Source organism: Enterococcus silesiacus, assembly GCF_001886225.1.
Taxonomy (GTDB): Bacteria; Bacillota; Bacilli; order Lactobacillales; family Enterococcaceae; genus Enterococcus_L; species Enterococcus_L silesiacus.
Genome location: NZ_JXLC01000008.1, coordinates 74,435 through 87,416, shown reverse-complemented (window position 1 = coordinate 87,416; position 12,982 = coordinate 74,435). Strand labels below are relative to the sequence as shown.

The 12,982-nt window shown below is 38.6% G+C and carries 11 protein-coding genes; all 11 read left to right on the top strand.

What is annotated here, in order from left to right:
- Position 1: 1 nt before the first annotated feature.
- The 11 genes from bglX (at position 2) to RV15_RS07370 (ending at position 12,964) form a co-directional block, all read left to right on the top strand.
- Positions 2-2,218, top strand: a complete 2,217-nt coding sequence (gene bglX / locus RV15_RS07425; protein WP_071877427.1) for a beta-glucosidase BglX — start codon at positions 2-4, stop codon at positions 2,216-2,218.
- Between the two features lie 203 nt (positions 2,219-2,421).
- Complete coding sequence (locus RV15_RS07420; RefSeq protein WP_071877426.1) at positions 2,422-3,045, top strand: nitroreductase family protein; 624 nt, start codon at positions 2,422-2,424, stop codon at positions 3,043-3,045.
- A gap of 34 nt (positions 3,046-3,079) precedes the next feature.
- Entirely contained in the window at positions 3,080-4,171 is a 1,092-nt protein-coding gene (locus tag RV15_RS07415) for a FecCD family ABC transporter permease (RefSeq protein ID WP_071877425.1), read from the top strand.
- A gap of 2 nt (positions 4,172-4,173) precedes the next feature.
- Positions 4,174-4,938, top strand: a complete 765-nt coding sequence (locus RV15_RS07410) for an ABC transporter ATP-binding protein (RefSeq protein WP_071877424.1) — start codon at positions 4,174-4,176, stop codon at positions 4,936-4,938.
- 37 nt (positions 4,939-4,975) lie between these two features.
- The gene (locus RV15_RS07405) at positions 4,976-5,983 is read left to right on the top strand and encodes an ABC transporter substrate-binding protein (RefSeq protein ID WP_071877423.1); all 1,008 of its coding nucleotides are present in this window, start codon (positions 4,976-4,978) and stop codon (positions 5,981-5,983) included.
- Between the two features lie 882 nt (positions 5,984-6,865).
- Positions 6,866-7,795, top strand: coding sequence for a phosphate/phosphite/phosphonate ABC transporter substrate-binding protein (locus tag RV15_RS07395; protein ID WP_083429127.1), 930 nt, complete (start codon positions 6,866-6,868; stop codon positions 7,793-7,795).
- A gap of 83 nt (positions 7,796-7,878) precedes the next feature.
- Entirely contained in the window at positions 7,879-8,643 is a 765-nt protein-coding gene (phnC, locus tag RV15_RS07390) for a phosphonate ABC transporter ATP-binding protein (RefSeq protein WP_071877420.1), read from the top strand.
- Positions 8,643-9,422, top strand: coding sequence for a phosphonate ABC transporter, permease protein PhnE (gene phnE, locus RV15_RS07385; protein ID WP_071877419.1), 780 nt, complete (start codon positions 8,643-8,645; stop codon positions 9,420-9,422). Before phnC ends, phnE (RV15_RS07385) begins: the two co-directional genes overlap by 1 nt.
- Complete coding sequence (gene phnE / locus RV15_RS07380) at positions 9,422-10,201, top strand: phosphonate ABC transporter, permease protein PhnE (RefSeq protein WP_071877418.1); 780 nt, start codon at positions 9,422-9,424, stop codon at positions 10,199-10,201. The genes phnE (RV15_RS07385) and phnE (RV15_RS07380) overlap by 1 nt, the downstream gene beginning before the upstream one ends.
- A gap of 17 nt (positions 10,202-10,218) precedes the next feature.
- Positions 10,219-11,415, top strand: a complete 1,197-nt coding sequence (locus RV15_RS07375; protein ID WP_071877417.1) for a bifunctional metallophosphatase/5'-nucleotidase — start codon at positions 10,219-10,221, stop codon at positions 11,413-11,415.
- A 22-nt stretch (positions 11,416-11,437) separates the two neighbouring features.
- On the top strand, positions 11,438-12,964 hold the full coding sequence (locus tag RV15_RS07370) for a bifunctional metallophosphatase/5'-nucleotidase (protein WP_071877416.1): 1,527 nt from the start codon (positions 11,438-11,440) through the stop codon (positions 12,962-12,964).
- Positions 12,965-12,982: the final 18 nt, after the last annotated feature.

Genomic DNA, 12,982 nt, shown 5'->3' with positions numbered 1-12,982 from the left:
AATGGAAGAGACAAAATTAAAAGAACTACTTAAGTCATTGACTTGGGAAGAAAAAATTGGACAGTTAGTTCAGTTGTCAGGCGATTTTTTCCATGCAGATGAATTAGCTGTTGGACCACAGAAAAAATTAGGGATCGATCAAAAAATCGTCGATCAGGTCGGTTCAGTCTTAAATGTCACTGGAGCGGACAAAACAAGGGAAATCCAAGAGCGTTATTTAAAGAAAAGTCGCCATAACATTCCGTTATTGTTTATGGCAGATATTATCTATGGTTATCGTACGATTTTTCCGATTCCGTTAGGTTTAGGTGCGACTTGGAATCCTGAATTGATCGAATTAGCTTATCAACAGACAGCGGAAGAATCTAACGCTGCAGGAGCGCACGTGACGTTTGCCCCGATGGTCGATCTAGTCCGTGATGCACGTTGGGGTCGCTGTTTAGAATCAACTGGGGAAGATCCAGTTTTAAATTCAGCATTTGCCAGAGCGATGGTGACAGGATTGCAAAAAGATTTGCTTAATGGTGGTGGGATTGCTGCTTGCGTGAAGCACTTTGCGGCGTATGGCGCTGCAGAAGGTGGTCGTGAATATAACACTGTTGATATGTCGGAACGTAGACTACGCCAAGACTATCTACCATCCTACAAAGCTGCAGTTGATGCAGGGTGTCAGTTAGTGATGACGTCATTTAATACCTACGATGGGATGCCAGTAACTGGAAATAAATTTCTACTTGAAGATATTTTGCGCAAAGAATGGGGCTTTGATGGCGTGATCATTTCCGACTACGCCGCAATTCAAGAATTGATAGCTCATGGTGTCGCAGCTAACGATCGTGAAGCAGCAAAATTGGCGATTGAAGCCACCACAGATATCGATATGAAGACACCCTGTTATGCAAAAGAATTAGAGCCCTTGATTGAAGCGGGAGAAATCAGTGCCGATTTAGTCGATCGCTCCGTTTACCGTGTATTAAAATTGAAAAATGACCTTGGTTTATTTGAAGATCCTTATCGTGGTGCAAGTGCGGAGCAGGAAGAACAAGTCTTTTTGACAGAAGAAAAACGTCAATTAGCTAAAAAAGTTTCGTCTGAGTCAGTCGTACTATTGCAGAATAAACAATCAGTTTTACCTTTGACACCAAACAAGGAAAAAGTGTTATTAGTCGGACCCTACGGTGATAATCAAGAGCTGATCGGTTTATGGGCGGTGCATGGAAAACGTGAAGATGTCGTGACAATCAAGAAGGGCTTCGAAAGCTATCTTGATTCAGAGCATTTACTTTATACACAAGGCTGTGACATGCTGGAAGATTACACCTTTTTAGGGGAATTTGGTGCAACGAAAGATCAAATTGAACAAATCGGCTTAAATGAACAAACAAAAGAGCAAGAACTCACTCAGGCGTTAAACTTAGCTAAACAAGCCGATACGATTGTCTTTGCATTAGGTGAACATACGATGCAAAGTGGTGAAGCTGGCAGTCGGACTGAGATTACGTTACCACATATACAACAAGAATTTTTACAAAAGTTGACAGCTATGAATAAAAAGACAGTCTTGATCGTGATCAGCGGCAGACCACTTGTTTTAACCAAAGAAGTCGAACAAGTAGACGCAATCATCCAAGCGTGGTTCCCTGGAACAGAAGGGGGTAATGCGTTAGCAGATATTATATTTGGTCAAACGAACCCAACAGGCCGCTTAAGTATGAGTTTTCCTCATTCAGTTGGACAGCTGCCAATCTATTACAGTGAGTTCAAAACAGGGCGCCCGCTAACTAGTACAACTCACAAAGGTCGTTTTGTTTCCAAATATCTAGATAGTCCTAACGATCCGTTATTCTCATTTGGCTACGGATTATCTTATAGTAAAGTTGACTATTCTGAATTGACATTAAGCAGTGAAAAAATGGAAGAAACACTTGAAGTATCAGTCAAAGTTAAAAATAGCTCAGAGCGTGCAACGACCGAAACAGTTCAATTATATATACAGGATGTGACAGGATCTGTCGTACGTCCGGTCAAAGAGTTAAAAGCGTTCAAAAAGGTCGAACTTGCCGCTGGTGAGGAAAAAGAAGTTATCTTTACCTTAACGAGAGCAGACTTGAAATTTTACACGAAAGAGATGCTATTCGAAGAAGAAGCGGGAGAATTCATCGTTTTTGTCGGAGCTAACGTGAAAGAAACGCAGCAATTAACGTTTGAATTAGTGTGAGCAAGCTAGTAAAAAAATGCATTGTCTGATTCACTCGGACGTGCGTTTTTTTTGCTTTAAAAAGCAAAAATGGGCTTGCAAAAAAAATAGTGAAATGGTACTCTTAATTTCTAATTGAGAATGATTTTCATTTTCAGTTGAGAACGGAATTATAAATTACGTTTGTATTTATCATAAATCGATTAGAGAATGGGAGAAATGAGATGGAAAGTAATTCAATCGATCAAATCATCAGAGACCGTAGAACGATTCGCACGTTAACAGATCAAATGATTTCTCTAGAAACAATACATGATCTATTAGAAAGTGCTAGCTATGCCCCCTATCATTCTAAAGAAGAGCCTTGGGAAGTCGTGATGGTTAGTGAGCAGCAAGAGCGACAAGCATTTGTGAAAGAAATCATGAATAGCTATGAACGGTTAGATATTTGGGCACGTTATGATCAAGAAAATCTAGAAAAGGCTAAGAAGAGAACGCAGGATTATTTCTTAGATGTTCCCATAACCTTAATTGTCACTGCACCTATTTGTACAAGTGAAAAATCGAACTTGGAAGCAATCGGTGCAGTCTCAGCTTTTATTCAAAATTTTCAATTAGCAGCTTGGGCTAGACAAATCGGTGTGACATGGCGTACGATTCCAGTGATTTTCGATCAAGTATTCAAGCAAAATGTTGGTGTGGCAGTTGAGCGACAAATCATTGGTTTACTTGATATTAGCGCAGTCGATGACAAGATGAAGTTACCCATGAGCCGTAGGAAACCTGTGGCACAGTGGACTAAGAGTTTGAAAGAGCAAGTGTCAGAAATGAGTGAAGGAAACAAGTAGTTGAGATTTTCAGATACACAGGAGGCGTATTTTTTTGCAGGCAATCAAGACAAATGAGGTAAGGATCAAGGCCAAAACACATCAGTATTATCCATTGATCCTTATGTTTTTAGTCGTACTTATTTTTTTATCCATCGTCTATTCATTGATCAATGGACAGGCGAATATTTCAATTGAGGATATCGTTCAGATTCTTTTAAATAAAGTTTCTGGCGGTCGCTTAGGGTCTTTAGAGGGAGTTACTAGTCACTCTGCAGTGAATATTATTTGGTTTGTAAGGACACCGAGAGTGATCTTAGCAGTTTTTGTTGGGATGGGCTTAGCGATTACTGGAGCTGTGATGCAGGCAGTTGTTCAAAATCCTTTGGCGGACCCTTATATTCTAGGGATCTCTTCTGGCGCTTCACTTGGCGCAACATTTGCGATTCTTGTAGGCTTTGGCACAGGGAGTATTTTCTCTCAGTTTGGCTTGGCTTTTGGCGCGTTTGTTGGAGCAATGGCCGCGGCGTTTGGTGTCCTTGTTTTATCAGGGATTGGTGGACGAATGACATCGGTCAAATTAGTTTTATCTGGTTCAGTGATTGGAGCGTTATGTAGCTCGATTTCTAGTTTTATTGTTTATCTGGCGAATAATGCAGAGGGCATGAAGACAGTGACGTTTTGGGCAATGGGGAGTTTAGCTTCTGCAAGTTGGAATAAGTTAGGTGTTTTATCAGTCGTTGTTGTGCTGATCACTAGCTTCTTTTTGTTTCAGCATCGGATTTTAAATGTAATGTTGTTAGGAGACGAAGCAGCGATTACTTTAGGGGTTCCTTTGGCGAAATATCGTCAGCTGTATTTATTACTAGCAGCTCTTTTGACAGGTGTGATCGTGGCTTATTCTGGAATGATCGGTTTTGTGGGACTCATTATTCCACATATCGTGCGTGGGTTAATCGGCTCTGACCATAAACGATTACTGCCGATCGTAGCATTGTCCGGAGCGCTGTTTATGATTTGGGCAGATGTTCTTTCTCGAATCATGATTCCAAACGTTGAGTTGCCGATCGGAATCATTACATCAGTGATCGGTGCACCGTTATTTATCTACATTATTGTTAAAAAAGGCTACAATTTCGGAGGCTAACAATGGAACTAAATGTAAAAGACTTAGAAATCACGATTGGGCAAGAAGCGATTGTAAACAGTATTTCTTTTCAAACAAAGAAAAAGCAATTTGTGGGAATCATTGGCGCAAATGGCTGTGGTAAGTCAACGATGCTTAAAGGAATTTACAAAGGAATCAAGCCGAAAGCTGGACGTGTTTTTTTAGATGATCTAGATCTGCTCGCTGTTTCTGAAAAGAAAGTGGCGCAAAAGTTAGGTGTGGTCAATCAATTTAATGAACTAAACTTTGATTTGAGTGTTTTTCAAATGGTTTTGCTAGGAAGAACGCCGCACAAAAAACTGTTAGAGTCAGACACTCAAGCAGACATCGATATCGTAATGGATGCTTTAGCTAAAACCAACTTGGTCAATTATGCTGAGCGAAGTTTTCTGTCTTTATCTGGTGGTGAGAAGCAACGGGTCATTTTAGCCAGAACGATCGCTCAACAACCAAGCTATATGATTTTAGATGAACCGACCAATCACTTGGACATTCGCTATCAATTAGAAATCCTGAGCTGTGTGAAAAATCTAGACATCGGTGTTTTGGCGGCACTTCATGATTTGGAATTGGCGGCACATTATTGTGATTATATTTATGCGATGAAAGCTGGCAAAATCATTGCGGAAGGAAAACCAGAAGAATTATTTACAGAACGATTGATCGAAGAAATTTATGGTGTTAAGTGTACGATTTATAAAAATCCAGTGACGAACCGATTGGGTTTTGCGTATTCGTTAGAGTAGTCACTTGCATTAAAATACAGGAAGAGGATGCGAAAAAATGAAAAAAGCATTTATTATTAGTTTATTAGGTTTAACACTGTTAGCCGGTTGCGGTCAACAAGAGCAGAAAGCTACTGAAAAAAATCAAAGTGAGGGGTACCCTGTAACCGTTCAAAATTTTACTAAAGCAGAAGGCGCAGAAAGCTGGCAAAAGAAAGAGCAAACATTTGATAAAGTTCCGGAAAAAGTTTTAGCGAATACACAACCAGCGGCAGAGTTATTACTGCATTTAGGGTTAAAGGATAAAATCGTCGGCGTGGGCGCTGTTTTTGGTGAGCCAGATAAAGCCGTTGAAAAAGAGTTTAATGAATTGAATCATTTATCCACTGACTATATCGGAAAAGAAATGGCTTTAAGCGTTGATCCAGATTTAGTCTATGGGCGTGGGGGACTATTTGATAACCAAGATTGGGGTGTCGGAACAGTTGATACACTAAATGATATGGGGATCAAAACTTTCGTGTTGAACTCTTCTGTCACAGGCGGTACCTTTGACTCAGTGTATGATGATATCGACAATTTAGGGAAAGTGTTCAATGTAACGGAAAAAGCAGATGCCTTTAAATCAGATCTAAAGGAACGCCAAGCAACAGTGGATAAAAAGTTAGCAAAAATCAACGAGGATCAAACATTTGCCTATCTACACACCTCAGATCCAGAAGAATTATACGTTTATCCAGCAAATAATGAAACGTTTTTTAATGATATTTTCAAAATGGTGAAACTGGACAATGTGTTTAAAGACGAAAAAGGTGAAGTCAGTGTGGAGAAATTGATTGAAACTGATCCTGATGTCTTGATCGTAGCTGATTGGGGCACGATGAAAGGTGGAATTTCAGGAGAAACAATGATTGATGCTGTGCTGAAAAATCCTAAACTTTCAAGCATGAAAGCAGTTAAAAACAAAAAAGTCTATGCAGTTGATTATAACTATATGTTTGGTTATGGCTATCAATCGTTAGACGGAATCGAAAAATTAGCGGATGAGATGTATCCAGAAAAATAATCAAAGCGACTGACGCAACGTTGAAAAGAACGATGTGTCAGTTTTTTTGATTTGATTGGAAATCTAAATGGTTTTTCTTATCTTGTATGATAAAGTTGAATTGATGCTGGCATTCTATAAGTAGATTTTGACAATAATACACAAAGGAGAAAAGAATGGGTTACTTGAAAAAAATAAGTTGGTTTGTCTGGGGAATTCTAACAGCACTTATTTCGTATAGTATATTGAGAATGATAGCGGGCGCAAGTTCAATGGACTTTGTAGGTAAGGGAACCAGCATTTACTTGTTTATTCTAATGGTATATAGTGTAGCAACGTTTTTCTTGGGGCTAAAAAACGCTAAGAAGTGGTATTATTATTATCTGCTGCTTGTGTTGATATGTTTGGCTTCTCCATTGGTATTGATTTTGTATCTAAACTATTTTGGAAAATAAGTGATCGTAACAGATTATGTTTTTTCATAATCATCTCATAAGATTAAAGTATAACAAAAATTGCTGTGTATACGAATGGTAACAATTAGTAATAAACGCTAGAAAGTCCACCTAATAAAGGTTTTTTTTACCTTTTTTTTTAAAAGGTTTATGAGGAAAAAATAAGTGAAAAATGAAAACTAGTCTAGAAAAAAGTCGAAATTATGCTATACTGATTTTAGCTTGATCATTCATTTTTTAATGAGAAATCCAGTGGAATTTACTGAAAATAATCAAGTATTTGTACTGTAGTTTGACATCAATAATAGAGAAGTAGATTTCAGAAAATTTACACAATATTTACTTCGATATTATGAGAAATTTACACCATTAAAATACAATAGGTATAACTAGAACAGTAAAATAATCAACTGTTTTAGCGATACCGAAATGCGAAGGGATGGAAAGAGTGAAAAAGAAAACGAAATTGTTAGGGTTGCTGTCTGTTATTGGATTGAGTGTAGGATTACTTACAGGGTGTGGGTCAGGTGGCGATAAAAAAGCTGCAGATGAGACAAAACCACTAGAATTACAATTTGTTCCAACCAACAATGATGGCTCAATGGAAGCAAAAGCGAAACCTTTCGCAAAGTATTTAACTGAAAAATTAGGTCGCGAGGTTAATGTTACCTTAGCGACGGATTATTCAACGATCGTTGAAGCAATGGCATCTGGCAAAGTAGATATTGGGATCATGCCGCCATCCGCATACGTTCAAGCCCGCAATCAAAAAGCTGCAACAGCAATTTTATCTTCTGAATTAAGCGCTTTTAATCGTGAAACTGGGAAACCAGAAGCAGATAAGCTGTCTAGTACCTTTAAAGGTGAAGTGCTAGTTAGAGCAGATAGTGGCATTGATTCTTTGAAAGACTTGAAAGGCAAAAAAATTGCGAGCTTAAGTCCGAACTCAGCTAGTGGCTATATTTATCCAGTCGTTGAAATGAAAGAAGCGGGCATCGATCCGACGAAAGATGTTACGTTGACAACAGTCAATGATATCCCAAGTGAAATTACAGCAGTCTTAAATGGTCAGCAAGACGCTTGCTTTGTTTTTGAAGGAGCACGTAATGTGTTTGCTTCAAAATTTGAAACAGACGATTTGTTTAAAGATTTAAAAGTATTGTATTTAACAAAAGGCGATATTCCCAATGATGCGATCGCTGTTCAACCGAAAATGGATAAAGACTTACAAGCAAAAGTCAAAGAGGTTTTCTTGGCAATGCCTAAAGATACAGAAGGCGCAGAAGCGATGGCTATGTGGGGACACAAAGGCTATGTAGAAGCCGATGATAAAAACTATGATACAGTAGAAGAGTATACGGAAAAAGCAGCAGAATAAAGCTTTGCTACATGAATGAGTGACTTAAAAGCTGAACGGAATTTGTTCAGCTTTTCTATTTTTCAGAATAAAAAGGAGAAATCATGATTCAGTTTGAAAATGTAACGAAAACCTATAATAATGGGGTCAAAGGGCTTAAAAATATTAATTTAACCATCAACGATGGCGAGTTTGTTTCAGTCATCGGTTTAAGTGGTGCGGGTAAAAGCACATTGCTTCGCTCCATCAATCGCTTAAACGAAATCAGTGAAGGAAATATCATCATTGATGAGGCTTCGATCACAAAAGCCAATAAAAGAGACTTGCGCAAAATTCGCAGAAATATCGGTATGATTTTTCAACACTTTAATTTAGTGAAAAAAAGTTCTGTTCAAAAAAACGTTATTTCGGGTAGATTAGGCTATTATTCTACATTTAAGAGTATCTTCGGAATTTTTTCAAAAGACGACTATGCATTAGTCAATGATGCTTTAGGTCGCGTTGGTCTAGCAGATAAGCTTCACTCAAGAAGTGATGAATTAAGTGGTGGGCAGCAACAGCGTGTATCAATTGCCAGAACCTTGGTTCAACAAGCGTCGATTATTTTGGCTGATGAACCGGTAGCGTCATTAGATCCGATTACAACTCAAAAAATCATGAAGGATCTAAAGAAAATCAATCAAGACTTGAATCATACGGTAGTGATCAATTTGCACTCAGTTGATTTAGCTCGTGAGTTTTCAAGCCGTATCATTGGTTTGCGTGATGGCGAAGTGGTTTTTGATGGAACAGCAGAAGAGGCGACAGATGAAGTATTAACCAGCATTTATGGTGCAGATATTTTGAAACAAACTGAAGGTGTTGCCTAATGAAGCTAAAAGATACGATTCACCGTGATTTATATAAGCACTTATTTATTGTCGCGTTAGTTCTTTTGTGCGTGTATTCAAGTGCACGTGTGACTGGGGCCGAGCTGGCAGATGTCTTTAATAACTTAGATCAGATGGGTCTTTTTTTACAACGTTTTCTTAGTCCTGATTGGAGCTATATTCCTAAAATTATTGAACCAATGTTGAAAACAATTAAAATGTCAGTAGTGGGAACAACACTTGGTGTCGTTTTTGCTGTGCCGTTTGCATTTCTAGCGACAACCGTTGTGACTAGAAACTTTTTTGTAACAACGATCATCCGCTTTTTAATGAGTATTGTGCGGACGATCCCTAACTTACTGTTGGCTGCCTTATTTGTTGCGATGTTTGGGATCGGTGAGTTTACAGGTGTCTTAACGATTGCTGTGTTTACCTTTGGGATGGTCTCACAATTAGTTTATGAAGCCATCGAAACAATTGATCATGGTCCAATCGAAGCGGCTGAATCAGTCGGTGCGACAAAAATGCAGATCGCTTTTTGGTCGATCGCACCGCAAATATCTCACCAAATTGCCAGTTATTCTTTGTATGCATTTGAAGTCAACATTCGTGCATCGACGATTTTAGGCTATGTTGGTGCGGGTGGAATCGGTGTGATTTTGAATTCTTCGTTGAGTTTGATGCGCTATGATCGGGTGTCAATCATTATTTTAGCTATATTAGTTGTTGTGATCACGATCGACTGGATCAGTGAAATTATCAGAAAGAGGTTGGTATAATGAGCATAAATCGAAAGTTAAAAAGCTATTTGCCAATTATCGTTGTTTTAGCGATCATTCTGTATTCAGCAGCAGGTATCGATTATTCGGAAGCTGGAAATATGTCGTTCGATATGGTCAAATCTGTTTTTTCAGGTTTGTTTCATCCGGATTGGGCGTATGTCTATGACGGCAGTGGAGAAGATTTACTGAGCTTGTTGCTATTAACAATCGGAATTGCCTTTTTAGGAACAGTGATTGCGACGGTTTTAGCATTACCATTAACATTTATCAGCGCGCACAATCTATGGAAATCAAATACGATCGTTTCTAAAATCGGCAAGTTCATTTGCAATGTATTAAGAGCTTTTCCAGAACTTGTTTATGCCATTATCTTTGTGAAGATGGTAGGACCTGGGCCATTTGCTGGCGTTCTAGCAATCGGCGTTCATCAGATCGGTATGTTAGGTAAATTATATACAGAAGAAATCGAATCAATGGATGAAGCGCCAGTAGAATCAATGACGGCCGTCGGTGCTAACTTTTGGCAAACCATGTTTTATGCACGCTTGCCACAATTGATTCCCACCTTTTTATCACTGGCATTGAATCACTTTGAGATAGCCGTCCGCAGTGCAGCAACGCTTGGTTTAGTTGGAGCAGGAGGAATCGGTGCACCGATGATATTTGCCATTCAATCAAGAGCTTGGGATAAAGTTGGCATCATTTTGTTTGGCATCATTATTACAGTATTTTTGATCGATGCTGGCACTGGTTATTTACGTAAAAAACTACAGTAAGTCGTGAGGATAAAAAAATGAATGAATTAACGATATTAAGTACAACGGATGTTCATGGTTTTTTGACAGCGACAGCAAAAGAAGAGAACGGTATTTGTTCTCTTCCTGCAATTGCTGCAAACTATCATGAACCCATTTTGATCGACAATGGCGATTTTTTAGTAGGTAGTCCTCAGACTACTTTTTTTAATACAACTAGAGCAATCTCACCTTTGATCGAGCTTGCAAATAAGATTGGTTTTGATGTCATGGTTCCAGGAAATCATGATTTTGATTATGGTATCGATTTTTTGAAACGTCAAGTTGCCGTATTTTCAGGCAAGTATTTGTGTGCCAATGTGTTGGATTTGAAAGATGAATTGATTTTTGAACCGTACACGATTATTGAACGTAGTGGTCTTAAGGTTGGTGTGATAGGCGTGATCACCAGTGCTATGCCGCAAATTACTGATTATGATCAAATTAGTGACCTTAAATTTATCAACGCAATAGACAGCTTAAACAAATGGGTGCCGCTTGTTCGTAGCCAAGTCGATGTATTGATCGTAAGTTATCATGGCGGGATTGAACGAGATATGCTTACAGGGCAGCCAACGCAATATGACACTGGTGAAGATCAGACATATCGAATCATCAGTGAAATAGCTGGGATCGATGGTGTGATTTGTGGTCATCAGCATCGAGTAAATGCCGGTATATTAAATAATACTGCCTTTGTACAGCCTGGCTATCAAGGAAATTATATTGGAGAATTAACTTTTTCTATTCAAGCGGGTCAAGTGATGAATAGAAAGGGTCAATTGATTGATACAAAGGCCTACCCAGCCGCTCGTTATCATCTATATGATGAAGTGGACTATGAGAAATGGCTGGAAAAAGAACTTGACCTAAGCTTTTTGGATCAGTATATAGCCAAAAAAGTGCCAGGTACATTTTATGCAGTAGAACTGAAAGGGCCAACGAAAGGAAACTTTTTATCCAGTTTTAAGCCACCATACACGCTTTCAACTTATCATGTATCAAAAAGTGAATTGGCAGAATTATTATTAAGACAAGAAGTGCAAGGAGTAAGGTTAGAAAAAAATCAACTCCTGCCTGATCAATCAGATTATCGTGTAACGAGCAATGGACCGATCTTTCCAAGCTATCGTGTGGAAACAACTTATATTTATAACATTTTCGACGGATACATTGCGAGTGTTAATAAGTATTAATATAGAAGTGAGGTAAAACGAAATGAAGCAACAACTGAAGATTTATTATACATCTGATGTTCATGGTTATTTATTCCCAACTAGCTATGCTGATACGCAAGAAAAAGCTATGGGATTGTTAAAATGTATCCCTAACTTTAAAAAAGATGAGAATACATTAATCATCGATGGTGGGGATATGCTTCAAGGATCAGCTTTAGCAACCTATTGTCAAGACCATTCAGAAGCCGGATTTCCTCAGGCAACGGTATTGAATCAGGCAGGCTATGATTTTGTTACCTTAGGAAATCATGATGTCAATTATGGCACAAGTTATTTGTATAAGTATTTAGAAGCACTTGATGCAACATGTGTATGTGAGAATGTATTGGATGCAAAAAGCCAAACGGAAAAATTCCCATGGACGATCAAGACGTTAGCGAATGGTTTAAAAGTCGGGATTGTTGGCGTAGTGACAGATTATATCAATGTTTGGGAAAAAGCTGAAAACATCAAGGATATTACCATCACTGATCCGTTTATAGCTGCAAAAAAAGCATTAGAGAAAGTCAAACCGCAAGTTGATCTTACGATTTGTATCTATCATGGCGGCTTTGAACGAGATGTAAAATCAGGTGAGGTCTTATCTAAAACAAGTGAAAATATCGGTTATAAAATCTGTGAAGAACTCGATTTTGACTTATTGTTGACCGGACATCAGCATTTATTGATTGAAGGGCAGCTCTTACATGGCACTTATATTGTGCAGCCTTCAGCGAATGCACTGAATTATTTTGAAATTGATATTGAAAAAGTACAAAATAACATCAAAATAACGTCGACTGTGGGCAAACCCACGTCTTCTCCAGAAACTGAGCTGGTAGGTCGACTACAGCCTGTGGAAAAAGAAGTACAAAATTGGCTGGATCAAGCGATCGGAAAATTGAACAGCGATGCATTAGCTGAAGAGAAGTTGGCAATGGCATTGAATGGAAGCCCCGTCGTAGCGTTGATCGGAGAAGTTCAACTGCAAGCCAGCAACGCACAGATTGCAGTGGTTTCTTTAGCGAACACGTCCCCGGGTTTTCATAAGGCTGTAACGATGAGAGACGTGATTGCAACCTATCCATACACCAATCAGCTGATTACATTAAAGATTACTGGTGCGCAATTGAGACGGGTTATTGACAAAAACGCGGATTACTTTAGTTTAGATGAACAACATAAAGTGATTATTTCACCAAGTTATTTATATCCTAAAGTTGAACATTATCATTTTGACTTTTTTGTTGGGATCGATTATACAATTGATCTTTGTGCAAAAGCAGGCGAGCGTGTAACGAAGCTGCTCTACAAAAATAAAATCGTTCAAGAGACAGATGAATTTACCATTGCTTTAAGTGATTATCGAGCAAGTGGAGGCGGAGGCTTTCCAACCTATCAGGATTGTCCTATAATCAATGAAGGGTCTAAGGAAATCGTTGAGCTGATTGTTGAGTTTATCCAATCAAAAGATGAGATCAACATACCTAAGAACCTGAATTATAGAATCAATCAAACGTGTGTATAATGTGATATTTTGTGAGTG

Coding starts and splice junctions, on each gene's coding strand:
- bglX (WP_071877427.1), top strand. CDS start 2: ATGGAAGAGACAAAATTAAAAGAACTACTTAAGTCATTGACTTGGGAA.
- RV15_RS07420 (WP_071877426.1), top strand. CDS start 2,422: ATGGAAAGTAATTCAATCGATCAAATCATCAGAGACCGTAGAACGATT.
- RV15_RS07410 (WP_071877424.1), top strand. CDS start 4,174: ATGGAACTAAATGTAAAAGACTTAGAAATCACGATTGGGCAAGAAGCG.
- RV15_RS07405 (WP_071877423.1), top strand. CDS start 4,976: ATGAAAAAAGCATTTATTATTAGTTTATTAGGTTTAACACTGTTAGCC.
- phnC (WP_071877420.1), top strand. CDS start 7,879: ATGATTCAGTTTGAAAATGTAACGAAAACCTATAATAATGGGGTCAAA.
- phnE (WP_071877419.1), top strand. CDS start 8,643: ATGAAGCTAAAAGATACGATTCACCGTGATTTATATAAGCACTTATTT.
- phnE (WP_071877418.1), top strand. CDS start 9,422: ATGAGCATAAATCGAAAGTTAAAAAGCTATTTGCCAATTATCGTTGTT.
- RV15_RS07375 (WP_071877417.1), top strand. CDS start 10,219: ATGAATGAATTAACGATATTAAGTACAACGGATGTTCATGGTTTTTTG.
- RV15_RS07370 (WP_071877416.1), top strand. CDS start 11,438: ATGAAGCAACAACTGAAGATTTATTATACATCTGATGTTCATGGTTAT.